The 23,115-nt window shown below is 70.7% G+C and carries 24 protein-coding genes; 14 read left to right on the forward strand and 10 right to left on the reverse strand.

All coding sequences use genetic code 11. The annotated features are described in order from the left end of the window. Positions 1-74 precede the first annotated feature (74 nt). The gene (locus EL493_RS14940) at positions 75-1,508 is read left to right on the forward strand and encodes an MFS transporter (RefSeq protein ID WP_022566599.1); all 1,434 of its coding nucleotides are present in this window, start codon (positions 75-77) and stop codon (positions 1,506-1,508) included. A 52-nt stretch (positions 1,509-1,560) separates the two neighbouring features. Here the strand turns inward: EL493_RS14940 and EL493_RS32735 are convergent, their stop codons facing one another. Beyond that, positions 1,561-2,118, reverse strand: coding sequence for a hypothetical protein (locus tag EL493_RS32735; protein WP_019046428.1), 558 nt, complete (start codon positions 2,116-2,118; stop codon positions 1,561-1,563). Continuing rightward, the gene (locus EL493_RS14950; RefSeq protein ID WP_126405711.1) at positions 2,115-2,324 is read right to left on the reverse strand and encodes a hypothetical protein; all 210 of its coding nucleotides are present in this window, start codon (positions 2,322-2,324) and stop codon (positions 2,115-2,117) included. Before EL493_RS14950 ends, EL493_RS32735 begins: the two co-directional genes overlap by 4 nt. 305 nt (positions 2,325-2,629) lie before the next feature. Between EL493_RS14950 and pheS the strand changes: the two genes are divergently transcribed. Then, positions 2,630-3,691, forward strand: a complete 1,062-nt coding sequence (gene pheS, locus EL493_RS14955; protein WP_019046429.1) for a phenylalanine--tRNA ligase subunit alpha — start codon at positions 2,630-2,632, stop codon at positions 3,689-3,691. An 18-nt stretch (positions 3,692-3,709) separates the two neighbouring features. Beyond that, positions 3,710-6,211 (forward strand): phenylalanine--tRNA ligase subunit beta, encoded by a 2,502-nt coding sequence (pheT, locus tag EL493_RS14960; protein ID WP_019046430.1) that lies wholly within the window; start codon positions 3,710-3,712, stop codon positions 6,209-6,211. 50 nt (positions 6,212-6,261) lie between these two features. Here pheT and EL493_RS14965 read toward each other — a convergent pair whose 3' ends face one another. Both EL493_RS14965 and EL493_RS32740 read right to left on the reverse strand, forming a co-directional pair. Next, a complete protein-coding gene (locus EL493_RS14965; RefSeq protein ID WP_019046431.1) occupies positions 6,262-7,125 on the reverse strand; it encodes a tyrosine-protein phosphatase in 864 nt (287 codons plus the stop codon). A gap of 128 nt (positions 7,126-7,253) precedes the next feature. Continuing rightward, a complete protein-coding gene (locus EL493_RS32740) occupies positions 7,254-7,601 on the reverse strand; it encodes a hypothetical protein (RefSeq protein WP_019046432.1) in 348 nt (115 codons plus the stop codon). Between EL493_RS32740 and EL493_RS32745 the strand changes: the two genes are divergently transcribed. After that, positions 7,581-7,859, forward strand: a complete 279-nt coding sequence (locus tag EL493_RS32745; RefSeq protein WP_019046433.1) for a MarR family winged helix-turn-helix transcriptional regulator — start codon at positions 7,581-7,583, stop codon at positions 7,857-7,859. The genes EL493_RS32740 and EL493_RS32745 overlap by 21 nt on opposite strands. Before the next feature lies 1 nt (position 7,860). Here the strand turns inward: EL493_RS32745 and EL493_RS14975 are convergent, their stop codons facing one another. Then, a complete protein-coding gene (locus tag EL493_RS14975) occupies positions 7,861-8,250 on the reverse strand; it encodes a MerR family transcriptional regulator (protein WP_019046434.1) in 390 nt (129 codons plus the stop codon). Between the two features lie 50 nt (positions 8,251-8,300). Between EL493_RS14975 and EL493_RS14980 the strand changes: the two genes are divergently transcribed. The 9 genes from EL493_RS14980 to EL493_RS15020 all read left to right on the forward strand — a co-directional run bounded on the left by EL493_RS14980 (position 8,301) and on the right by EL493_RS15020 (position 17,359). Next, positions 8,301-9,179 (forward strand): NAD(P)-dependent oxidoreductase, encoded by an 879-nt coding sequence (locus tag EL493_RS14980; protein WP_019046435.1) that lies wholly within the window; start codon positions 8,301-8,303, stop codon positions 9,177-9,179. A gap of 79 nt (positions 9,180-9,258) precedes the next feature. Beyond that, positions 9,259-10,590: a TerD family protein gene (locus tag EL493_RS33545; protein WP_030203887.1), complete on the forward strand. Its 1,332-nt coding sequence runs from the start codon at positions 9,259-9,261 to the stop codon at positions 10,588-10,590. After that, positions 10,590-11,357 (forward strand): alpha/beta hydrolase, encoded by a 768-nt coding sequence (locus EL493_RS14990; RefSeq protein ID WP_019046437.1) that lies wholly within the window; start codon positions 10,590-10,592, stop codon positions 11,355-11,357. The genes EL493_RS33545 and EL493_RS14990 overlap by 1 nt, the downstream gene beginning before the upstream one ends. Positions 11,358-11,366: 9 nt before the next feature. After that, positions 11,367-11,873, forward strand: coding sequence for a hypothetical protein (locus EL493_RS14995; RefSeq protein ID WP_019046438.1), 507 nt, complete (start codon positions 11,367-11,369; stop codon positions 11,871-11,873). Positions 11,874-11,919: 46 nt separating this feature from the next. Then, positions 11,920-12,942 (forward strand): hypothetical protein, encoded by a 1,023-nt coding sequence (locus EL493_RS15000; protein ID WP_019046439.1) that lies wholly within the window; start codon positions 11,920-11,922, stop codon positions 12,940-12,942. Positions 12,943-13,284: 342 nt separating this feature from the next. After that, the gene (locus EL493_RS15005; protein WP_022566601.1) at positions 13,285-15,987 is read left to right on the forward strand and encodes a sensor histidine kinase; all 2,703 of its coding nucleotides are present in this window, start codon (positions 13,285-13,287) and stop codon (positions 15,985-15,987) included. 19 nt (positions 15,988-16,006) lie between these two features. Beyond that, positions 16,007-16,435, forward strand: a complete 429-nt coding sequence (locus tag EL493_RS15010; protein ID WP_019046441.1) for a roadblock/LC7 domain-containing protein — start codon at positions 16,007-16,009, stop codon at positions 16,433-16,435. Then, on the forward strand, positions 16,432-16,773 hold the full coding sequence (locus EL493_RS15015) for a DUF742 domain-containing protein (protein WP_019046442.1): 342 nt from the start codon (positions 16,432-16,434) through the stop codon (positions 16,771-16,773). Before EL493_RS15010 ends, EL493_RS15015 begins: the two co-directional genes overlap by 4 nt. 19 nt (positions 16,774-16,792) lie before the next feature. Next, positions 16,793-17,359 (forward strand): GTP-binding protein, encoded by a 567-nt coding sequence (locus tag EL493_RS15020; protein WP_019046443.1) that lies wholly within the window; start codon positions 16,793-16,795, stop codon positions 17,357-17,359. Here EL493_RS15020 and EL493_RS15025 read toward each other — a convergent pair whose 3' ends face one another. The 5 genes from EL493_RS15025 to EL493_RS15045 all read right to left on the reverse strand — a co-directional run bounded on the left by EL493_RS15025 (position 17,360) and on the right by EL493_RS15045 (position 22,469). Further along, a complete protein-coding gene (locus tag EL493_RS15025) occupies positions 17,360-18,883 on the reverse strand; it encodes a hypothetical protein (RefSeq protein WP_126405713.1) in 1,524 nt (507 codons plus the stop codon). Next, on the reverse strand, positions 18,880-19,506 hold the full coding sequence (locus tag EL493_RS15030; RefSeq protein WP_030203899.1) for a hypothetical protein: 627 nt from the start codon (positions 19,504-19,506) through the stop codon (positions 18,880-18,882). The genes EL493_RS15025 and EL493_RS15030 overlap by 4 nt, the downstream gene beginning before the upstream one ends. A 170-nt stretch (positions 19,507-19,676) precedes the next feature. Continuing rightward, positions 19,677-21,059, reverse strand: a complete 1,383-nt coding sequence (locus EL493_RS15035) for a lipase family protein (protein ID WP_022567332.1) — start codon at positions 21,057-21,059, stop codon at positions 19,677-19,679. A 79-nt stretch (positions 21,060-21,138) separates the two neighbouring features. Further along, positions 21,139-21,780, reverse strand: a complete 642-nt coding sequence (locus EL493_RS15040) for a TetR/AcrR family transcriptional regulator (protein ID WP_019046447.1) — start codon at positions 21,778-21,780, stop codon at positions 21,139-21,141. Positions 21,781-21,824: 44 nt separating this feature from the next. Further along, positions 21,825-22,469, reverse strand: coding sequence for a LysE family translocator (locus EL493_RS15045; RefSeq protein ID WP_030203902.1), 645 nt, complete (start codon positions 22,467-22,469; stop codon positions 21,825-21,827). A 65-nt stretch (positions 22,470-22,534) separates the two neighbouring features. Between EL493_RS15045 and EL493_RS15050 the strand changes: the two genes are divergently transcribed. Next, positions 22,535-23,092: a sugar O-acetyltransferase gene (locus EL493_RS15050; RefSeq protein ID WP_019046449.1), complete on the forward strand. Its 558-nt coding sequence runs from the start codon at positions 22,535-22,537 to the stop codon at positions 23,090-23,092. The last annotated feature ends 23 nt before the right edge of the window (positions 23,093-23,115 follow it).

Consider the following 23,115-nt stretch of genomic DNA (forward strand, 5'->3'; position numbering starts at 1 on the left):
CTTGACATGTTATCAGCGGATGCATAACCATGAGGCAGGAAGTTATCAGCGAATAACAACTAAGGGGCTCGACCATGACGCACACGCTCGAACCGGACGGGACGGAGACCGCGGCATCGCCGCCGGAGACCAGGAAATCGACCGCGCCGGTGGGGGCCGTCATCGCCGCGGTCGCCGTGCCGATGTTCATGGTCACCCTGGACAATCTGGTGGTCACCAACGCGCTGCCGGTGATCAAGACCGAGCTGGGCGCCTCGCTGTCGGATCTGCAATGGTTCGTCAACGCCTACACGCTCTCGTTCGCGTCGCTGCTGCTCACGGCCTCGGCGCTGGGCGATCGGCTCGGCCGTCGCCGGGTCTTCCTGGCCGGGATCGCGCTGTTCGTCGTCGCCTCGGCGGCCTGCGCCATGGCCACCGAGCCGTGGATGCTCATCGCGGCCAGGGCGGTGCAGGGCGCGGGCGGCGCGGCGGTGATGCCGCTGTCGCTGACGCTGCTGGCGGCCGCGGTGCCCGAGCGGATGCGCAGCGCGGCCATCGGCATCTGGGGCGGCATCGCCGGGCTGGGTGTCGCGGTCGGCCCGGTGGTCGGCGGCGCGGTCGTCGACGGGCTGAACTGGCAGTGGATCTTCTGGCTGAACGTGCCGGTCGGGCTGCTGGCGCTGCCGTTCGCCGCCCGCATGCTGGCCGAGTCCTTCGGTGCGGCGCGCACGCTGGACCTGCTCGGCCTGCTGCTCTCGGCGGGCGGTGTGCTGGCCCTGGTGTGGGGCGTCATCCACGGCGCCGATGACGGCTGGACCGCGCCCGCCGTGCTCACCGCGCTGATCGGCGGCGGCCTGCTGCTCGCCGCGTTCGTGCTCTGGGAGAACCGGACCACCGACCCGATGCTCCCGCTGCACATGTTCGCCTCGCGCGGGCTGAGCCTGAGCTACCTGGTGTCGTTCGCCTTCTCCGCGGGCGTGTTCGGCGCGATCTTCCTGCTGGCCCAGTATTTCCAAGTGGTGCAAGGGTATTCACCGCTGGAGTCCGGGATCCGCACGATGCCGTGGACGATGGTTCCGATGGTCGTCGCGCCGCTGGCCGGTCTGGTGATCGACCGGGTCGGGCCCCGGCTGCTCATCGCCGCGGGCCAGGTCTTCCTCGCGATCTCGCTGGCCTGGATGGCGCTGATCATCACCGTCGACCTGCCGTACGTGAACTTCGTCGCCCCGTTCGTCCTCGGTGGCATCGGCATGGGCCTCACCTTCGCCCCGTCCTCCACCATCGTGATGGACAGCGCCGCCCCCGACGACCAGGGCATGGCGTCCGGCATCAACAGCACCGTCCGCGAGGTCGGCGTCGCCATGGGCATCGCCATCCTGGCCTCGGTCTTCGCCTCCTACGGCGCCTACTCCGACCCCCAGTCCTACGTCGACGGCCTCGTCCCCGCCGTCTGGGTCGGCGCCGCCCTGGTCGCCGCGGCGGCCGTCATCGCCGCCTTCCTCCCCCGCCACTCCAGGCCCGCGGCCTGACCCCTCGACGGCGGGTCTTCCTGGTAGCAGGGAGACCCGCCGTCGCCTGCCGTCACGGGCTTCCCGTGGTGGAACCCTCGATCCGGCAGCGATGTCTGGTGCAGTTGAGGATGGTCGGCCAGCGGCGGACGCGTGGGCGGGGTGGTGTGTCGTGGCTGTCCGCTCGGGGTTCTCGGCGGGGTTCGCGGGCGGCCCTGGGACGTTGGGTCACCGCGACGATCTGGAGTGGGTCGTCGTAGAGGACGATGCCCGGGGTATCGGTGTCGAGGCGTTCCCAGCCGACGCCGTGCGCGTCCAGCAGCGTGAGGTATCCGGTGACCCGGTCGAGCATCGGCAGCGCGGTCGACTTGAACCAGGCCGCCGCGCCGGGACGGCGGACGCGCGGGTGGACCCGGTAGGGGTCGACCAGGTGCGCGGCGAACCACTCGTCGCCGCTGCGGCGGAATCGTTCCTGCTCCGCGGTCAGCTGGCCGGCGGCCGACAGCCGCTCCGCCAGCACGGCGACGCCCGGATGGCGGCCGGAGCCGTCGGGGTGGATCCCCTGGAACCGGACGTACCGGCCGGGGACAGGGGGCTCGGAGCGGCCGGAGCGGACGGGCGGGCGCGTCACGCGAGCTCGTCCGGGTCCAGACGCGAGCGGTCCCGATGGTCGGGCTGCGGCGCGATGGCCTGGTCCGGTCCCAGCGGACACCGGCCCGCCGCGCGCGGGAAGGGACGACGCAGGGGGCCGCGGATACCGAGCCCGCACCGGGCCAGCCCGCTGCCCGGGCGCGTGCGGCGGCCCGGGGGCATCGAATCGCGAGTCTGTTCAGGCATCGAGTGGTCCTGTTCTCGAGTCGAACACGCTGATGTGTATGCACGATTGGACGGAACGGGCGCCGATTCGGTTCCCTCGAATTCCCGGCGATCGCGGGCCGGGCTGCGAACTCGGCGAAGACGGCCCTGACCTGGACTTGTCGGTCCGGGAGACGACCCGGGGAGGGTCTTCGGGCCGGTTGCGACGGTGTCGCCGGGAATCCGGATGAACCGCGCGAACCCCATCCCATAGGATTTGTGCAGCACCGATACGGGTAGGCAATGACGCACCCGTGAACCGATCCCCAGGGGAGAGTCGAACGATCGTGGCCGACGACAACAGTGGAGTCGAGCAGAACGCCTTGCTGACCGAGGAGGCACTCGCAGCGGCGGCGGCGGAGGCCGAGAAGGCGTTCGCCGCGGCGGCTGATCTGGATGCGCTGGCGGTCGCCAAGACCGACTACATCGGCGGCAAGTCGCCGATCGCGCTGGCCCAGCGCGGTCTGGGCGCGCTGCCCAAGGACGAGAAGGCCGACGCGGGCAAGCGGGTCAACGTCGCCCGCAAGCGGGTGTCGGACGCGTTCGAGGCACGCCGCGCCGCGCTGCTCGCCGAGCGGGACCAGGCCGTGCTGGTGGCGGAGAAGATCGACGTCACCCTGCCCGCGCGCCGCCGCCCGGTCGGCGCCCGTCACCCCATCACCGTGATCTCCGAGCAGATCGCCGACGTGTTCGTCGGCATGGGCTGGGAGGTCGCCGAGGGTCCCGAGGTCGAGACCGAGCACTTCAACTTCGACGCGCTCAACTTCCTGCCCGACCACCCGGCGCGCACGATGCAGGACACCTTCCACATCGCCCCGGAGGGTTCGCGCCAGGTGCTGCGCACGCACACCTCCCCGGTGCAGGTGCGCTCGATGCTGACCCGCGAGCTGCCGATCTATGTCGTGTGCCCCGGCCGCACCTTCCGCACCGACGAGCTCGACGCCACCCACACCCCGGTGTTCTCCCAGGTGGAGGGTCTGGCGATCGACAAGGGCCTGACCATGGCCCACCTGCGCGGCACCCTGGACGCGTTCGCGCGCGCTCTGTTCGGCCCCGACACCCGAACCCGCATGCGCCCCAACTACTTCCCCTTCACCGAACCCTCGGCCGAGGTCGACGTGTGGTTCCCGGACAAGAAGGGCGGCGCGGGCTGGGTCGAGTGGGGCGGCTGCGGCATGGTCAACCCGAAGGTGCTGATCGCCAGCGGCATCGATCCCGAGGTCTACTCCGGTTTCGCGTTCGGCATGGGCATGGAGCGGACGCTGCAGTTCCGCAACGGCATCCCCGACATGCGCGACATCGTCGAGGGCGACGTGCGGTTCACCCTGCCCTTCGGTATCCGGTCCTGAGAGAGAGCGAAAAGTCACGTGCGAGTAGCGCAGTCCTGGCTGACCGAGATCCTGCAGCGCACCACCCCGGAATGGTCGGTGTCCGCCGAAGAGCTCGACGCCGGTTTCGTCCGGGTCGGCCTGGAGGTCGAGGAGGTCGACAAGCTTCAGCCGATCGGTGGTGACATCGACAAGCCGCTGGTCGTCGGCCGGGTCGCCGAGATCACCGAGCTCACCGAGTTCAAGAAGCCGATCCGCTTCTGCAAGGTCGACGTCGGTAACCCCGAACTGCAGGAAATCGTCTGCGGCGCCCGCAATTTCGCGGTCGGCGATCTGGTCGTCGTGGTGCTGCCCGGCGGTGAGCTGCCCGGCGGGTTCAAGATCTCGTCGCGCAAGACCTACGGGCACACCTCGAACGGCATGATCTGCTCGGTCGCCGAACTCGGCATCGGCAAGGATCACGACGGCATCCTGGTGCTCGAGCCCGGCTCGGCGCAGCCCGGTGACGACGCGAACGTGCTGCTGGGCACCGACGACACGATCATCGAGCTCAACATCACCCCCGACCGCGGCTACTGCTTCTCCGTGCGCGGCCTGGCCCGCGAGCTGGCCTGCGGTTTCGACCTCGAATACGCCGACCCCGCGGTGCGCACGCTGCCCGACGGTGACGAGGTGGCGTGGCCGGTGCGGCTCGAGGCCGACTCCGAGTGCACCCGCTTCGGCGCGCGCCGGGTCACCGGGATCGACCCGAACGCGGTGAGCCCGCTGTGGCTGCAGCGCAGGCTGATGCTGTCGGGCATGCGCCCGATCTCCCCGGCCGTCGACGTGACCAACTACGTGATGCTCGAGCTGGGTCAGCCGCTGCACGCGTTCGACGCGGCGAAGCTCAACGGCGGCTTGGTCGTTCGCTCCGCGCACAAGGGCGAGACCCTGCGCACCCTCGACGACACCGAGCGCACCCTCGACGCCGAGGATGTGGTGATCGCCGACGATTCCGGCGTCGTCTCGCTGGCCGGTGTGATGGGCGGCGCCAGCACCGAGGTCGGTCCCGAGACCACCGACGTGGTGCTCGAGGCCGCCACCTGGAACCCGCTGCGGGTGTACCGGACCGCGCGCAGGCACAAGCTGGTCTCCGAGGCGGGCAAGCGCTACGAGCGCGTCGTCGATCCGGAGATCAACATCGTCGCGCTGGACCGGGCGGCCACCCTGCTGGCCGAGATCACCGGCGGCACCATCGAATCCACGCTCACCGACATCCGGGTTCCGCTAGAGCCGGTCGCGCCGATCGCGATGGACATCGACCTGCCCGACCGCGTCGCCGGCGTCACCTACCCGGCGGGCACCGCCGTGCGCAGGCTCGCCCAGATCGGCGCCGGGGTGGAGATCGAGGTCAACGACGCGGGCAAGACCCAGCTGCTGGTGACCCCGCCGAGCTGGCGTCCCGACCTGTCCCAGCCCGCCGACCTGGTGGAGGAGGTGCTGCGCCTGGAGGGTCTCGAGCAGATCCCGTCGGTGCTGCCGTCCGCACCCGCCGGCCGTGGCCTGACCGCCGCCCAGCGGCGCCGTCGCGCGGTCAGCCGGGCGCTGGCCTTCGCCGGTGCCGTCGAGGTGCCCGCGCCGGTGTTCCTGCCCGCCGGGGTGTTCGACGTGTGGGGTCTCGACGCAGACGACGACCGCCGCGCCACCACCCGTGTGCTGAACCCGCTCGACGCCGAGCGGCCCGAGCTGGCGACCACGCTGCTGCCCGGTCTGCTGGAAGTGGCCGCCCGCAACATCTCCCGCGGCGCCCGTGATCTCACGATCTACGGCATCGCCCAGGTCGTGCGGCCCGGCGCCGAGACGCACGCGGTCGCCGCGCTGCCGGTGGACCGCAGGCCCACCGACGAGCAGATCGCGGAACTGAACGCCTCGCTGCCCGCCCAGCCGGTGCACGTGGCCGCGGTGCTCAGCGGACGCCGTGACCCGCGCGGGCCGTGGGGCCCGGGCAGGCAGGCCGAGGCCGCCGACACCTTCGCGCTGGCCGACGAGATCGCCGACGCCGCCGGGGTCACCCTCGAGCGCCGGTCGGCGGCGTACCTGCCGTGGCATCCGGGCCGCTGCGCCGAACTGGTCGTCGACGGTGTCGTGGTCGGCCATGCGGGCGAACTGCACCCCGCGGTGCTGGAGCGGGCCGGTCTGCCGCCGCGCACCTGCGCGCTGGAACTGGATCTCGACGCGTTGCCGCTGGTCGAGGCCCGTCCCGCGCCGACGGTGTCGGCGTTCCCCGCCGTGCTGCAGGACGTGTCGGTCAGCGTCGAGAAGGCGGTGCCCGCCGCGAGCGTCGAGTCGGCGCTGCGTTCCGGCGGCGGTGACCTGCTCGAGGAGATCTCGCTGTTCGACGTCTACGAAGGCGCCCAGGCCGGTGAGGGCCGCAAGTCCCTCACCTATGCCCTGCGCTTCCGTGCCACCGACCGCACCCTGACCGAGGACGAGGCCAGTGCCGCGCGCGACGCCGCCGTCGCCTCGGCCACCGCCGCGGTCGGCGCCGAACTGCGCGGCTGATCCAGACGACCGAAGGCCGCCCGGTATCGACCGGGCGGCCTTCGTCGTTGTCAGGACACCAGGTTCTTGCGCAGTTTCACCAGCGTCCAGCCGTCGAGGCCGAGACCGTCGGTGAGGAATGTGCCGAAGTCGCCGTACTTCTGGTCGATCTGGGCGAGCGCGACCTCGAGGTATTCGGTCCGCACCTCCTGCAGGGGGATCAGCAGGTCCGGGTTCTGCATGACGCCCGCCTGCTTCAGCTGGGTCCGCAGGGCGGCATCCGCCGCCGCCCGGTACTGGTTCGACAGCAGATAGTCCTGGCGAGCCACCGATTCCGGCACGCCGACCGCGCGCAGCGTCACGTAGGACAGCCAGCCGGTGCGGTCCTTGCCCGCGGTGCAGTGGTACAGGGTGGCGCCGGCGGTGTCCGCCAGATCCCGGACCGACTGGCCGAACTTCCCGAGCGCGTCGGGGGTGAAGAAGTTCAGGTACACGTTCTGCATGATCTGCTCGGCTTTGCCGTCGCCGAGCATGTTCTGCTGCTGCACCGGGTCCTTGGACGAGATCGCCTGGTACATCTTGGTGAACATGCCGCCGTCGTCGATCGGGCGCGCCACCAGGGGAACTCCCGCGGGCAGCTTGTCCGCGCCCATCGCCTGCACCTCGGCCGGAGTCCGGAAGTCGATGACCTGCTTCAGTGTCAGGCCCGCGAGCTTCTGCAGATCCGCGTCGGTCAGTTTGGCCAGCGCGTCGGCCCGGACGAGCTTCCCGGACTTGACCTTGGCTCCGTCGTAGGTGACGTAGCCGCCCAGATCCCGGACATTGGCCGCGCCCTGCAGCTCGATCCTGGTGGGCGCCCCCGCGGCCGGGGCCGCGCCCGCGGACCCGACCGACCCGGCGGCCACCAACCCGAGCGCCACGAGCGGCACGAACACAGACGACAACAGTGATTTCCGCTTCCGCGAAACCGATGAATTACTCATGCTCGCCGACGGTATTTCCGCGTCCCGGCGCCGCCGCCGCTTCCCGGCCACGGCGCCGTCCAGCAGGACTCGGAACTCGCTCACCGGGATCGGGCGTTTCCGCTCGTCGCCGAATACCGCTGCTCCACACCGTGATCGGTGTGCGCGGTCCCGCTCGCGCCCGCGGTCGCGGCGACGATCAGCGCGCCGCCGATCAGCACGGGCACCGCGTACTCGGCTGTCGCCGCGAAACCCACCGAGGTCAGCATGGCCAGGGCGAACACCGCGAACAGCGCCGCCGCCGCGGACGCGGTGAATCGGGTCCGGATCCCGACGAGCAGCGCGACATCGAGCCCGGTCAGGTCATCGACCCGGAGGGAACCCGGCTCACCGTGCCGGCCGAGCGGGCGGGCATGACGAAACAGGCCATGGGAGAGCTGATCCGGCACCTGACCGATCGCGGATATGTGGAAGTCGGGCCGGATCCGGCCGACGGCCGCGCTCGCCTGGTCCGCCTCACCGACGCGGGCTGGGCGGTGGTGGCGGCGGGGGTGCGGGTCGTCGAGCGGTTCGACCGGCACCTGGATCAGGTGGTCGGGGCGGGCGAGGTCGAGCGGCTGCGCACGATGCTGACCCGCATCATCTCGGGGGAGGGGTCGACCTACGCTGGGCAGGAACAGAATTCGGCCACGATGCGGCTCGACTAGGTCAGGCGGGGCCGGTCAGTGGTGGGTAGTTCTCGCCACCCATCCGCTCGGCGGCCGCGATGTAGACGGTGAGCGCGTCGCGGGAGGTGGTCAGCGCGGCCATCTGCTCCTCGATCCGGCGCAGCCGGGAACGCATGGCGGCCAGCAGTTCCGGACAGCCGGGTAGCTCCGGTGCCTCGCCGTTCGCGCAGGGCAGCAGATAGGCGATATCGGTGGAGGACAGGCCCGCGCCGAGCAGGTGGCGGATCTGGGTCACCCGCAGCACCGCGCTCTCGTCGTAGTCGCGATAGTCGTTGGCGCCGCGGTCCGCCGGGAGCAGGCCCTGGGCCTCGTAGTAGCGCAGCTGGTGGGCGTTGACGCCCGTCCGGCGACTCAATTCCCCGATCCGCATCGCGTTTCTCCCTTGACCTTCACACCGGTATCAACGTTGACGATGGTGCCATGAATCCTTCGAACGACACCGCAGTCACCGTCCTCGGACTCGGCCGCATGGGCCGCGCCCTCGCGCACGCGTTTCTCGCCGCGGGCCACCGCACCACCGTCTGGAACCGCACCGCCACCGCGGCGGATCCGCTGGTCGCCGCCGGCGCGCGGCGGGCGCCCAGCGTGGCCGACGCGCTCGCCGCGAGCCCGCTGACCGTCGTCTGCCTCACCGACTATCCCGCGATGCACGACGTGCTCGACCCGGCCGACCTGCGCGGCGTCACCCTGGTCAACCTGACCTCGGGCGATTCGGCCCAGGCCAGGGCCGCCGCGCGCTGGGCCGAGCAGCGCGGCGCGCGCTACCTCGACGGCGCGGTGATGGCGATCCCGTCGGCGATCGGCACCGCCGACGCGGTGCTCCTGCACAGCGGCGACCGCGCCGACTTCGACGCCAACGCGGCGACCCTGGCCGCGCTGGGTACCGTCACCCATCTCGGTGCCGATCACGGGCTGGCCGCGCTGTACGACGTGGCCGGACTCGCCATGATGTGGAGTGTGCTCAACGCCTGGTTGCAGGGGACCGCGATGCTGCGGACCGCCGGCGTCGACGCCGCCACCTTCGCCCCGTTCGCGCAGCGCATGGCCGCCGGAGTGGCCGAATGGCTGCCCGGCTACGCCACCCAGATCGACCAGGGCAGCTATCCGGCGGAGGTGTCGGCCCTGGCCACCGAGATCGAGTCGATGACCCACCTCGTCGCGGAATGCGAGGCGCTCGGCGTGAACGCCGAACTGCCCATGCTGATCCGGTCGATGGCCGAACGCGCGATCGTCGCCGGACACGGTGGCGAGCAATATCCCGTGCTGATCGAGGAATTCGGCAAACCCGGCGGCCGGTGACGGCACGCCCCACCCGGCCGGGCCGGGTGGGCGGCTCGGGCCCACGGAACGGGGGCGGGCTAGGTTGGCAGGCGTGTCGATGATGAAAGGCGCCAATGTCGTGGTGCCCGCTGCCGCGGTCCGCGTCGAGCTGGGTTGGCGGTCGGGGCCGGGGGTGCCCGACGCCGACGCCTCGGCGCTGCTGCTCGCCGGGACGACAGTGCGTTCCGACGACGATTTCGTCTTCTACAACCAGGCCACGCATCCCTCGGGCGCGGTCCGGCACGACGGAAAACAGCAGGGCCACACCGTCGTCGACCGGCTGTCGGTGAACCTGACCCAGGTGGAACCGCAGATCGAGCGGATCGTGCTCGCCGCCTCCGCCGACGGCGGCACCTTCGGCCAGTTCCACGGGCTCTACATCCGGATCCTCGACGCGGCGACCGGCGCCGAGCTCGCGCGCTTCGACAGCACCGGCGCCACCACCGAGACCGCCTTCGTCCTCGGCGAGCTGTATCGCCGCCAGGGCGCGTGGAAGTTCCGTGCGGTCGGCCAGGGCTATGATTCCGGATTGGCCGGGCTGGCAACCGATTTCGGTATCACCGTCGACGACGCGCCGCCGCCGCCCGCGCCGGCGCCGATTCCGGTGCGGCCCGCCCCGCCGCCCGCGCCACCGACCCAGCCGTTCGCGCCGGTCCCGCACCCCGCGCCGCCGACCCAGCCGTTCATCCCGGTGATGCCGACACCGCCGCAACCGCCGTACCCGCAACCGGTGCCACCGCATCCGGCCCCGCCACCGGTCGACCTCGGCAAGGTCTCGCTGACCAAGGAGTCGCCCTCGGTCTCGCTGACCAAGCACGGCGCCACCGGCGGCGTCATGCGGGTGAACCTCAACTGGACCTCGATGGCCGCGACCGGCCGCCTGTTCGGCAAGCTGCGCGGCAAGAACATCGACCTCGACTTGTGCTGCTTCTTCGAGCTGGTCAACGGCGCGATCGGGTCGGTGCGGGCGCTGGACCGGCGATTCGGCGCGCTCTACGAGCCCCCGTTCATCCATCTCGACCAGGACGACCGCACCGGCGCCAGCGTCACCGGCGAGAACCTGTCGATCAATCTCGACTACACGCGGTTCTTCCGCCGGATCCTGGTCTTCGCCTCGATCTACGACGGCGCGAGCGACTTCCGCGGGGTGCACGCCACCGTCACCCTGCACCCGGTGCACTCCGCGCCGATCGAGATGACCCTCGACGGGTGCACCGACAATTCCCGCGACGCCGTCCTCGCCGTGCTGGAGAACGTGAACGGCGAGCTGGTGGTCCGGCGGGAGGGTGCCTTCGTCCGGCCGCCCGCGGGTCAGCCCGGCGGTGGTGTCGTGGAGATCGCCCGGCTCTACGGGTGGGATTTCGGTTTCCAGGCGGGACGGGGCAAGTGATGCGGCATCCCGCGACCCGGGTGCTGAACGCACTCGTCTACCACCCGGACAAGCACGTCGCCGAGACTCCGGCCGCCCTCGGCCTGGACTACCGCGACCTCACGATGCGCACCGCCGACGGCATCGACCTGCACGGCTGGTTCGTGCGCGCCGAGCGCCCGCGCGGCCACATCCTCTACGCCCACGGCAACGCGGGCACCATCGGCGACCGAGTCCCGATCATCGCGTTGCTGGTCCGGGCCGGTTTCGATGTGCTCGCCTTCGACTACCGCGGGTTCGGGCACAGCACCGGCGCGCCGGCGGAGCAGGGCACCTACCTCGACGCCCGCGCGGTCCGCGCCGCGCTGCTCGACCAGCCCGGCGTCGACCCGGCGCGGGTGCTGTATCTGGGCAAGTCGCTCGGTGGTGGAGTGCTGCTGGAACTGGCCACCGAGCATCCGCCCGCGGGGATGATCCTGATGTCGACGTTCAGCAGTATGCGTGCCGCGGCCCGCTCGGTGTATCCGTTCCTGCCCGCGCCGCTCATCCCGGACGCGTACCCGAACCTCCGCCGGATCGCCGGGCTCGGCGTCCCGGTGCTGATGTTCCACGGCGACCGCGACGAACTGCTCCCGCTGCGGCACGCCGAACGGCTGTACGCGGCGGCGCGGGAGCCGAAGGAGCTGGTCATCGTGCCCGGGGCCGGGCACAACGACGTCATCGACGCGCTCGGCCCGCGCTGGCCGCAGCGGATCACGGAGTGGTCGGCGACCTTCCTGCCTGCGTAGCCTGGCGGTATGAGCGAAACCAGCGAGATCCTCGGCCGCCTCGCCGCGCTGCCGGACCACGAACTGGTGGCGGTGCTGCGCGCCGCCGTGGCAGGCAGGCCGGGGCTCGGCGCTGTCGCCGCCGCGCTCGCCCAGGCCGAAACCGGTCATGCCGAGACCGGCTCCCCTGTGACTCTGGACACCGAGGTCCTGGACGCCGATGTGGTGCCCGTCGCATCCGACCAGGTCGGGGCCACATTGCCGGTACCGCCGGTACCGCATGGCGTGCCGGGGACGGCCACACCCACTGCGACCGGCGGCTATTCCACTTCCGGAGTGCCGACATTCGACGCGGTTCGCGATAAGGTCGAGCGGCGCTTCGGCACCGCGCAGGGGATGGGTGAGCTCGACCGGCAGACCCCCGCGGGTCGCAGTGCCGACGACCAGTGGGAGGCGCGGGAGAAAGCCGCGCGCGAGCGTCTGGCGCAGATCCGGAAATCGATGCAGGGCACCGATTCCGGCGCCGACGACCAGTAGCCGAGAGGTCTCCCCGCCGAGCAACGACCGTGATGGGTGGACCCAGATGACACAGGCGCGCCAGATCGCCGAACGACTGCTCGACGCGCAGGTGGACTACCTGCTCGGTGAGGTGACCGGCGACCGGTTCGCCGAGGTGATCGCGCGCGACGTGGCCGCGGTGCTGGCCGTCGGCGACACGATCGTCTTCGGCGACGTCGTCTCGCTCGAACAGGGTGAACAGACCGTGGCCACCGTCTTCGACCGGATCGGTGGCAGCCCCGTCATCGCCGACACCGTCGGCATCTTCGCCGACGCCATCTACGACCACATCGCGTCCAACACCGAGTACACCCTCGGCGACGTCGTCGACCGGGAGCCGGTGGAAGCGCTGCTGGAGAAGATCTTCGGCATGCACCAGGCCCAGGAGCGCATTCTGGACCGGCTCACCGAGAGCCCGCTGGTGGCCACCGTGGCCGCCCGCTTCGTGGACAAGCTGATCGGTGACTTCATGCAGGCCAATCGCGAACGCGCCGAGAAGATCCCGGGCGTCTCCTCGCTGATGTCGCTGGGCCAGTCCGCGGCCAACCGGGCCAAGAAGGTCGCCGACAGCACCTTCGTCGGTGACCTGGCGGGCAAGGGCGCGCTGTTCGCGCTCAAGCGCACCAACAACGCCATCCGCGACATGCTGCGCGACGCGCCGGTGCACTCGGCGGCCATGGAGTTCTGGGACCTGCACGCCGACGAGCCGGTGGCGGGCCTGCGCGAGTACCTGACCCAGAAGGACCTCAACGAACTGGTCCAGATCTGCTACGAGATCGCGGTGACGACCAGGGAGAAGGAATACTTCGGGATGCTGGTGCGCGAGTGTGTCGAGGTGTTCTACACCCGCTACCGCGACCACACGCTGTCGTCGATGCTGCCCGAGCTCGGGATCGGCGCCGAGGACATCGGCGCCGAGATCCTGCGCTACGGCCCCGCCGTGATCGAGTCGGCCAAGCGCAACGGTGTCCTGGCCGAGCTCATCCGCGAGCGGCTCGAGCCGTTCTTCTTCTCCGAGCAGGTCCTCGGCATTCTCGGCGGCGAGTAGCCACGCGTTCCGTACCGAATTCCCGGAATTCGCCGGGAATTCGGTCCGAGTCGCTATCGTTCGACGACCTGTGCGCAATTCCGGCGAATTGTGTGCGGGCTCACGCCACTCGCCCGGTGCTCTATATCGAGCGAAGAACCGGCCGGTCACGCACTTGCCGTGGCGGCTGTGAGGTTTCGGATACAGAAACCCCCGTTGATTTCCGGCATGTTGAGATCAGCGCACGAAATCCTTTCTTACACCGTCCCGGATTGACCGTGCGGTGTACGCGGTGCAAGTTGACACCTGACTTTCGGTGAGCCGCCGGGAATTCCACCCGGCGGTGTGTCAGAGGAGCAGGTGGTGCGTTCACTTTTCCGTCGGCGGGCCGTGCGCGGCGGGCTGATCCGGCCGCGCACCATCGCGGGCAGGCTCGCCCGGATCCTGGCGGTGTCGCTGGTCCTGGTGCTCGGGCTGCTCGGGCTGACGATGTCGGCCCAGATCGGCGCGTTCCGGCGCAGCGGCGAGACCGTGGACGCGGTGACGGTGGCGCTGGCCGCCCAGGACCTGGTGCACCAGGTACAGCGCGAACGAGGCTTGAGCAACGGCCTGCTCGGCGGCGACCCGCGCCTGCGGCAACCGGTCACCGAGCAGCGCGACGGCACCGACGCGGCGCTGCGCACCCTCGCCGACCTCGTGGCGGCCGATCCGCCGGGCGCGGCCCAGGTGCGGTCGGCCCTGGGGCAGCTCTCGGATCTGCCCGCGCTCCGGTCGCGGATCGATACCCGCGCGGTGTCGCGGCAGGCAGCCTTCCAGTTCTACTCCGACAGCGTCGACGCGGTGAACCGGCTCGCGTTGGGGCTCGACCAGGCCCGCGATCCGGCGGTGCGGCACGGTCTGCAAGCCCTCTACGCGCTCGGCGACGCCAAGGAACACACCGCGCGCGAACGCGGCTTCCTCAACGGGGTGTTCGTCGCGGGCGAGTTCGCGCCGGGGGAGTACGTGCAATTCCTGGACATCCGTGCCGCCCGCACCGCGGCGCTCGGCCAGTTCGACCGCGAGGCGACCCCGGCCCAGCGCGACCGCCTCGCCGCCGTCCTGGCCACCGAGAACGCGGTGCGGGCAGGCGATTCGGAGAACATCGCGATCGCCTCGACCGCGGGCCCGCTCGCGCAGCCGGTCGACCCGGCGGACTGGTGGGCGCGGATGACCGAGGTCATCGACGGTCAGCGCGCCGTGCAGCAGGCCGTCGGCGCCGACGTGCGTGACCGCGCCACCGATCTGCGCCGCACCGCCGCGCTGATCCTGGCCGGCTTCGCGCTGGCCGCGCTGCTGGCGATCGCCGCCGAGGTCGCACTGGTGATCGCGAGCGTGCGCGCCATCGTGCGACCGCTGGCGCGACTGGCCACCGAGGCCGACGAGGTGGCCTCGCACCGCTTGCCCGAGGTGATCGCGGCGTGGCGCGGCGATGCCGACGCCCGGCCGGAACCACCCGCGCCGGTGCGCACGCCACCGGGAGCGAGCGCCGAGATCGCGGCCGTCGCCGGCGCGTTGGACCGGGTGCAGACCACCGCGTTCGAGCTGGCCTCCGAGCAGGCGCTGGTGCGGCGCAACACCACCGAGTCAATGGCGAACCTGGCCCGGCGCAACCAGAATCTGGTGCGCAGGCAGCTCGGCCTGATCAGTGAGTTCGAACGCGAGGAACTCGATCCGAAGGCACTGTCGAACCTGTTCGAACTCGATCATCTGGCCACCCGGATGCGGCGCAATGCTGAAAGCCTGCTGGTGCTCGTGGGCGAGGCCAATCCGCGCCGCTGGGCCGAGCCGATCGCGCTGACCGATGTCATCCGCGCGGGCCTGTCCGAGGTCGACGACTACCGCCGGGTGGTGCTGCGCCGGGTCGACGACGTCGCGATCACCGGCGCCGTGGTCAGCGAACTCGCCCACGCGCTGGCCGAACTCATCGAGAACGGGCTGGCTTTCTCCCCGCCCGACCTCGAGGTGGAGATCTACGGGCGCGCGGTGGCCGGTGGCTATCTGCTCGCCGTCGTCGACCACGGCGTCGGCATGCCCGCCGAGCAGCTCGCCGAGGCCAACGCCCGCCTGCGCGGCGAGCAGGACTTCATCGTCGCCTCCACCCGCTATCTCGGGCACTACGTCGTCGGCCGCCTGGCAGGCCGCCTCGGTATCGACGTGGAACTCGCCACCTCCCCGGTCAGCGGCATCGTCGCCCGCCTGCTCCTGCCGTCGAGCCTCCTGGCCGACGAGACGGTCACGCCCGCGACGGAACCGGCGAGCGAACGTCCCGACCGGGCCGGTGCGGCGCGGTCGGCGGGATCATCCGCCGATGACGCGGCCGGTGCCGATGGTGCGGTGCGGTCGGCGGCGCTGTCCGGTGACGGCGCGGCGGGTGCTCGTGGTGCGGTGCTCTCGGCAGGTCCTTCCGGCGACGGCAGGATGCGGCCCGGTGGTGCGGTGCGTTCGGTGCCGCCGTCCGGCGACCGCACGCTGCGGTCCGATCGCTCGGCGAGTCCGGTGGAGCCGTCCGGCGGTGCGGGCCGACCGGTGACGGAATACAGCGAGCGTCATGGACATGGCGCGGACGTGCGCGGGAGGTCCGCCGACGACACCGTGGACGCGCGGGCTCGCTCGCACGCCACGAACGGGCGAGCCGGTGCCGTCAGTTCGGCGCGGCACGTCCGTCCGCTGTCCGGCGCCGGCGTGGACGAAGCCCCCGGCAGGTCGGTCTACGCGCAGTTCCTCAGCAGCACAGCGAGTTCGGTGACCGACGGCGTCGCGGCGGCCGATCCGCTGCCCGCGAGCGGCACCCCGGTGGAGCCGCTCGTACCCGCCGTCGAGCGCACGCGCAACGGTCTCGTCAAGCGCAGCAAGCGGACCAGGGTCACCGGATCGCCCGAGCGGCCCCGCCGCGACCCGGCGGCAGGGCAGGAGCGCGCACCGGCCGCCGATCGCACCCCCGAGCAGACGCGCAGCATGTTGTCTTCCTTCCGTACCGGCCACGAACGCGGTGGCGTCGCCCGTCCCGCCCCCGATCCGACGCACTGACCCGACCCCAGGAGCCCCGGTGACCACCCACCTCCCGACCGCCGACCCGCACACCTTCAACTGGCTGCTCGGCAATTTCGTCCGCGACACCGACGGCGTGCGTGACACCGTCGCCGTCTCCTCCGACGGGCTGCTCATCGCCATGTCCGACGGCCTGGAGCGGGCCGGCGCCGACCGGCTGGCCGCCATGGTGTCGGGCCTGTCCAGCCTCGCCCGCAGCGCCTCGCGCAGTTACGACTTCGACGGCCTGAAACTGATCATGATCGAGATGAAGCGCGGCTTCCTGCTGGTCTCGGCGCTCGGCGACGGCAGCTGCCTCGGCGTGATCGCCGACGGCGGCTGCGATGTGGGACTGGTCGGCTACGAGATGGCGGTGCTGGCCGACCGCGCGGGCGCCCTGCTCGACCCGATGCTGATCGGGGAACTGCGCGAGTCGTTGCGCAGATGAGAGATCCCGATTCCGCCGCCGATCGCTTCGTGCGCCCGTTCGTGATCACCGCGGGCCGCACCGTCCCGGTCCTGGACGGCCTGCGTATCGAAACCCTCGTCCTGGCGCCGCCGTCGGCGCTGTCGGCCCCGCTGCGGTTCGAGGAACGATCCGTCGTGCGGTTGTGCCTGCGACCGCATTCCATCGCCGAAATCGGTGCCGCCCTGCGGATTCCGGTCGGCATCGCCAAGGTGATCGTCAGCGACCTGGTGGCGGCCGGACACGTCGGTGTCCGGGACGCGCCGGAACTGTCTACCGCCGCCATCGAGAGGATCAGGGATCTTGTCCGGGCACTCTGAATTCCGTACCGCGCCGACCATGCCGTCGTCGGTGAAGATCGTGGTGAGCGGCGGTTTCGGCGTCGGCAAGACCACCTTCATCGGGGCCATCTCCGAGATCGAGCCGCTGGTCACCGAGGCGTCGATGACCGAGGTGTCGATCGGAGTCGACGACCCAGGTCACCGCGGCGCGAAGACCGATACCACCGTCGCGCTGGACTTCGGCCGTATCACCCTCGACCGGTCGCTGATCCTGTACCTGTTCGGGACACCCGGCCAGGACCGCTTCGTGTTCCTCTGGGACGACCTGGTCGACGGCGCCCTCGGCGCGGTCATCGTGGTCGACACCGAGCGGGTCGAGGACTGCTACCCCGTCCTGGACTACTTCGAGGAGCACGACACCCCGTTCGTCGTGGTGGTCAACCGCTTCGACGGGGCGCCCCGCTTCGACCTCGCCGAGGTCGGCGAGGCGCTCGGTCTCGACGACTGGATCCCGGTCCTGGACTGCGACGCCCGCGACCGCGACTCCGTGCGCGATGTGCTGGTCGCCCTGCTCGAACAGGTCCTGCTCCATCGCGTCCAGCCCCGGCACCGGGAGGTGAGCTGATCACTCCCGGCGCAGGGTGAGGTCACCGAGCGCGAGGTGGAAACGGCTGTCGGTGACGTCGATCGAGGTGTCGGTGAAGCGGTTGCCGCCCAGCGTGTTCCGGACGAAATCGCGAACCGCGGACGGCTGAGCGTCCAGCGTGTCGAGTAGCCGCGCCGGCACCTCGACGGTGCCGTCGAAGACGCGCGGTTGCCCGGTGAGCCCCGGCTGCTGCGGTGTCTGGCGCAACCCGTCGACGGTGTGCAGGACCAGGTCCACAGCCGTTCCGTCCGGGAATTCGACGCGCAGCGGAGTAGGGGACACCGCCGGGTCGAAGGCGCGGATGGCGGCGGTCCAACCCTGGGGCGAGGTGCCGCGATAGTCGTACGGTGAGACCGGGCCGAGGGTGTCGCGCGAGCGGTCGGCCGGCGAATTCTCCAGCGCCGCACCGGTGAGCGGCTGCCCGGTGGCGACGAAGGTCCAGGCGGGGTCGGTGATGGTCTTGCGCCAGAACCCGGTCCGGCCCCCGTCACGGCCTTCGACGCGCAGTTCCCTGGCGGCCGAGCCGGGCCCGGTGCGGTGGATCGAGAGGCGGTCGGTGATCTCGCCGGGCACCTTCGGCTGGGCGACCCAGTCCGGCGCGGGCAGCTGGATGGCGGCGTAGCGGCTGTCGACGCGCTCGGCCAGCATGTCCGGCGCCTCGGGGAGGCCGCGCTGATCCTGGTAGGAGTAGCGGAAGAACACCTTGTCCGCGCCGGAGATGTCGAAATCGTAGAGGCGCGTGTAGAAGTCGCCGTACCGGTTGACGATCAGCGAGGTCGAGGCACTGGTCGACAGCGCGACGGCCTGGAACCTGCCGCCGAACGGCAGCCCCATCTCGTAGCTGTGATCCACCGGCAGCCACGGGTCGACGTACTGGATCCGCTGCCCGCCGTGGGTCAGCGCGAACACGTGCGACACCTTCGCGCCGCCGACGGGATGCTCGTTGCCCGCGGTGTCGGTCCAGACGTGATCCTCGTTGGGCGACAACACCGACCACGACCAGCTGAGCGCGCCCGGCGGGAGGGTGTTGCCGGGTCCGGTCCACAGCGGGGTGCCGTAGCGGCTGCTCCAGTTCCAGTCCTTCGGGGCGCTGAGCGCGTGATCCATCGTGACGAAGCGGCCGTCGCGGTCGATCAGCATCACTTCGTCGTCGTCCGCGGAGACACCGGCGATGGTGCCGGCGAGGCAACCGGGCAGCGCGACGGTGCGCCAACCACCCAGGGCGGCGGCCTCTTTGACGTAGACCTCGCCGTCGCGGGTGGCGAAGGTCCAGCGCCGGTTGAACGATTCGGTGGTGCCGCGCAGGTAGACCTGCTCGGGCAGCGCGATCGGCGCCGGGGCGAACGACTCCAGGCCCGCGGTCGATTCGTCGACTGTCACCTCCGGCGTGCCGACGGTGCCGATGGGCAGGCAGGCCGGGTCAGCGGTGACGGTCGGCGCGCTCAGCCCGGCGAGCGTCAGCCCGGCGGCCGCGATCAGCGCCCCGCGGCGCCCGGCCCTCACAGCCACCCCGCCGCGCCGAAGCCGATCAGGGCGAGCGCGTCGATCGCGAAAATCGCCCCGACCACGATCGCCTTGCGACGCACACCGACCAGGTCGTGGACGTAGAAGCAGGCCGCGAAGAACGGCACGTAACCGATGATCCAGATGAGGAACGGGAAGCCCGGCTGCCACCAGGACCAGTCCCAGGTGAGCACGCCCGCCTTGTTCAGCAGCACCTCGACGCCCACCGCCGCCGCCGAATTCGCCGCGATCAGCACGGGCCGGTTCGGCAGGCCGAAGATCCGGGTCTCCTTGGGCGGCAGCATCTTCGCCGCCGCGATACCCATGATCGCGAACATGAAGCAGATCTCGATATTGAGCCCGATCAGGATCTGATACGCGGTGGGTCCGCTCGCCGCCCAGACCGGCGCCCGCTCGGTGACATGGAAGACCAGCGCGTTCCAGATCTCGTTGAACCAGTCCATGCCCCACAGCGCGAGCCCGGCGAAGAGCACGTTCCAGTTCCGTCGCTCGACCTCGACCGAGTACACGTAGATGACCAGGAGTAAGAGCGGAATGACATACCACTTGAACTGATCCGCGTCGCGAAGTAACTCCAGTGCGGCCCGTGCGTTGTCGGTCAACGGGAACCTCCTGCTCATGATCGGTGAACCCGGCGAAGTATGATACAAATCAACATCGAACGTCAATATGTATCGCCGGGTTGAGGTCGATCACGGATGCGGGCCCCTGTCAGGAGGATTCGGCGAGGACGCCGCTGCCGGGGCGGCCCGAGCGCACCCCGGCAGCGGGTTCAGCGGGAACCCAGCGGCACGCCGAACAGGCTGGCGAACTTCGCGGCGAGCGAGTCGCCTAGGAACGCCAGGGCGCCCGGCGTCGCGGCCATGGTGCCCGCGTCGGAGGTGGTGCAGCCCGTGGGGGCCGGCACGCCGTCGAGCCGTTCGCGCAGCCACAGCAGCGCGGCGGGACCGCCGACCACCTCGGCGACGATGTGCTCACTGGCGTGGTCGCGGGTGTAGGTGAGCGAGGTCCGCGGGTCGCGGCAGTAGGTGTCGACCAGGGTGTTCGTAGCCGACAGCGGCAGGATCTCGTCCCAGGCCGAATGCCAGACGAACAGCGGCATGTCGGGGACCGACTTGCCCATGCGGGTGTCGTCGAGCATGGCCGCCACGGGGGAATCGTCGAGCGGATTACCGTCGGATCCGATCATGCCGGTCAGGTTCAGGAACGGCAGCAACGCCGACTGGTACTGCACGCACAGCGGGGCCTTGAGCGTCGACAGGGTCTTGCCGACCGGGTCGAGCCGCTGCTCGAGATACGCGGCGAAATCGGGGTACTCGCGGGTGAGTCCGAGGACCGCGGCGAACACCAGCCCCGAGGTGGCCTGGTTGTTCGCCATGCTCAGCGCGGCGCCCAGATCGGCACCGACACCGCCCTCGGCCGCGCCCACGATGTTCAGCTCGGGCGCGTAGGAAGCCTTCAGTTCGGCGGCGTGGCCCGTCGCGATCGATCCGCCGGAGTAGCCGTAGAGCCCGACCGGCGCGTCCGGTCCTGCTTCGAGCGGGGCGAACGAGGTCGCCGCACGGATGCCGTCGAGGGTGATCCGGCCCGCCAGCGGCCCGGCCGCGTACGCCGAGTTCGGGCCCTGATGGTCGGGCACGACTACGGCCCAGCCCTGCGCCAGCGCGGCCTGGGCGAACAGGAATTCGGCGGGGACGACGACCTGGCCCGCCACCGGGGCCACCGAAAGATGTTGCAGCGCATAGGACGGCGCGCAGTAGCCGGCGGTCGAGTCCTCGGCCAGCTGCACCGACAGCAGCTTGCGCGGCGCGGGCGCCTGGCCGCGCGGCTTGATCAGCGTGGCGACGGCCGGGATGGCCTCGTCGCGGCTGTTGTTGGAGCGATACGACACCTGCCAGGCGTCCACGTCCACCGGCAACAGCCCGAAATCGGCGATCCGCACCTGACGGGCCGCGATGATCGCGCCCGGGGCCGTCGCTGCCACCACGTCGGCGGGCGGCAGGTAGAAGCCCGGGTCGAGCTCGGGCGGCAGGGGGATCACCGGAGCCGGTGTCACCGCCGGTTCGGCGGCGACCGGGCCGGCCACCACCACCGTTGCCGCCGCGAGTACGCCCGTCACCAGGGCGAACCATCGCAGAGCGAGGGGAGATCTCATCGCGCACAGTCCTCACGTGAATTGAGACGCCTTCGTCTCAATGACGGATACTATGGCACGGGTGTGGCGCAGATCGCAATCAGCGAGCCGGGGGCTCCGCCTCGGTCAGGGCGTTGAGCAGGGTGGTGAACACGTCGACGAGGTCGTCGACGGGCGGTCGGGGGTCGTCCAGGCTCCACTGGTGTACCGCGCCGTTGACGGCGCCGATGAAGGCCGCCATCGCGACCCGCCAGCCGCCGGGCGGGGTCCGCACACCCTCGCGCCCCTGCGCGATCGCGGCGACCACCTCGCCCCACTGATCCCTGACCTGCGCGCGATGGGCCTCGATCTCGGCGTTGACCCCGACGATCTCCACGAAAGCCACGGTGGCGGAGCGGATATCGGCGGTGATCGCCCTGGTGTAGGCGCGCACCGCGGCGTCGATGAGCGTGCGCAGATCATCGGTGCCCGCCGTCGCCAGCGCTTCGGCCACCGCCGCCCTGGCCTTGCCCTGGACCGTGTCGTAGACCGCGACCAGGAGTTCCTCGCGCCCCGCGAACTGCTCGTAGAACTGCCGCCGGGACAGTCCCGCCGCCGCGCACACGTCGGTCAGCGAACTGTTGGCGTAGGACTTCTCCGCGAACACGGTCAGCCCGGCCTCGATGAACAGCGCCCGCCGCTCGACCTGCCGTTCGGCGACCGAGGTACCGGTGTAGTTGTGTCGGGTCCGCGCTGCTGTCACACCCCGACCCTACTTTCACGCCGCGGGCGCGGCATGCACGGTGGTCAGTCCTTGCCCCCGGTGAAGGCCAGCGAGGTGCCCAGCCCGATCATCACCAGGCCGCCGGTGCCGCCGACCGCGGCCATGCGGCGAGGCGTACGGGCGAGCCAGCCGCGCACGGAATCGGCCGCGAGCGCCCAGAGCGTATCGAAGATCAACCCGAACAGCGGGATACAGATGCCGAGCACCAGCATCTGCTGCGGCACCCCACCGCGCGCCGGGTCGACGAACTGCGGCAGCAGCGCCGCCAGGAAGACGATGGTCTTCGGATTCGCGAAACCGAAGACGAAACCGTCGCGCAGCACCGCGAGGGTGGAGTAGCCCGCCGCCACGTGACCCGGCCGTAGCGCCGCGGCCAGGTCACCGCGATGCCGGATCGCCTGCACGCCGAGATAGACCAGGTAGCCCGCGCCGATCAGTTTCACCGCGGTGAACACCGCCACCGACGTGGCGACGAGCGTGCCCAGGCCTACGGCCACCGCGATGACCTGCACATACACCCCGGCTGAATTGCCGACCACGGTCAGCACCGCCGCCCGCCTGCCCACCGTGAGCGCCCGGCTGATCGTGAAGAGCACACTCGGTCCCGGCACCACCACCAGCAGGAACGCCAGCCCCGCGAAGGAGGCCAGATGCGTCATCGACACCATGACGATCAACGGTATCCACGCGACGATCGGGAGGCAACGGTGTTTCCGCTCCTAGACTCGCCGGCATGGGAGAACAGAAGCAGCGGATGCTGGCGGGGGAGTTGTACCGGGACAGCGATCCGGAGCTGGTGGCCGAACGGCAACGAGCGCAACAGCTCTGCGACGAGTTCAACCGCACCGGCCCCGACGAGACCGGCCGCAGGACCGAGCTGCTCGGCACGTTGCTGGGCAAGCTCGGCGACGGGTCGTGGATCATGCCGCGGTTCCAGTGCGACTACGGGTACCTGATCGAGATCGGGGCCAACAGCTTTCTCAACTACGACGCGATCCTGCTCGACTGCGCGCCGATCGTGATCGGCGACGACTGCTCCATCGGCCCTCGCTGCCAGCTGCTCACCGCGCTGCACCCGATGGACGATCACGAGCGGCGCAGGCAGCGGTGGGAGTCGGCGGCCCCGATCCGGATCGGGAACAACGCCTGGTTCGGTGGCGGCGTCATCGTGTGCCCCGGGGTGACCATCGGTGACGACGTGGTGGTCGGCGCGGGCAGCGTGGTCACCCGCGACCTGCCGGACCGGGTGTTCGCGGCGGGCAACCCGGCGCGGGTGATCCGGCAGCTGTAGCACGGCGGCGCGTCGCCGGGTCG

This window comes from Nocardia asteroides, assembly GCF_900637185.1.
GTDB classification, from domain to species: domain Bacteria; phylum Actinomycetota; class Actinomycetes; order Mycobacteriales; family Mycobacteriaceae; genus Nocardia; species Nocardia asteroides.

What these genes read in the sequence shown, in the direction of transcription:
- EL493_RS14940 (WP_022566599.1), top strand. Translation starts at nt 75, where the DNA reads ATGACGCACACGCTCGAACCGGACGGGACGGAGACCGCGGCATCGCCG.
- EL493_RS14950 (WP_126405711.1), bottom strand. Translation starts at nt 2,324, where the DNA reads ATGCCTGAACAGACTCGCGATTCGATGCCCCCGGGCCGCCGCACGCGC.
- EL493_RS32745 (WP_019046433.1), top strand. Translation starts at nt 7,581, where the DNA reads ATGGGAGAGCTGATCCGGCACCTGACCGATCGCGGATATGTGGAAGTC.
- EL493_RS14975 (WP_019046434.1), bottom strand. Translation starts at nt 8,250, where the DNA reads ATGCGGATCGGGGAATTGAGTCGCCGGACGGGCGTCAACGCCCACCAG.
- EL493_RS14980 (WP_019046435.1), top strand. Translation starts at nt 8,301, where the DNA reads ATGAATCCTTCGAACGACACCGCAGTCACCGTCCTCGGACTCGGCCGC.
- EL493_RS33545 (WP_030203887.1), top strand. Translation starts at nt 9,259, where the DNA reads ATGATGAAAGGCGCCAATGTCGTGGTGCCCGCTGCCGCGGTCCGCGTC.
- EL493_RS14990 (WP_019046437.1), top strand. Translation starts at nt 10,590, where the DNA reads ATGCGGCATCCCGCGACCCGGGTGCTGAACGCACTCGTCTACCACCCG.
- EL493_RS14995 (WP_019046438.1), top strand. Translation starts at nt 11,367, where the DNA reads ATGAGCGAAACCAGCGAGATCCTCGGCCGCCTCGCCGCGCTGCCGGAC.
- EL493_RS15000 (WP_019046439.1), top strand. Translation starts at nt 11,920, where the DNA reads ATGACACAGGCGCGCCAGATCGCCGAACGACTGCTCGACGCGCAGGTG.
- EL493_RS15015 (WP_019046442.1), top strand. Translation starts at nt 16,432, where the DNA reads ATGAGAGATCCCGATTCCGCCGCCGATCGCTTCGTGCGCCCGTTCGTG.
- EL493_RS15020 (WP_019046443.1), top strand. Translation starts at nt 16,793, where the DNA reads ATGCCGTCGTCGGTGAAGATCGTGGTGAGCGGCGGTTTCGGCGTCGGC.
- EL493_RS15035 (WP_022567332.1), bottom strand. Translation starts at nt 21,059, where the DNA reads ATGAGATCTCCCCTCGCTCTGCGATGGTTCGCCCTGGTGACGGGCGTA.
- EL493_RS15045 (WP_030203902.1), bottom strand. Translation starts at nt 22,469, where the DNA reads ATGGTGTCGATGACGCATCTGGCCTCCTTCGCGGGGCTGGCGTTCCTG.
- EL493_RS15050 (WP_019046449.1), top strand. Translation starts at nt 22,535, where the DNA reads ATGGGAGAACAGAAGCAGCGGATGCTGGCGGGGGAGTTGTACCGGGAC.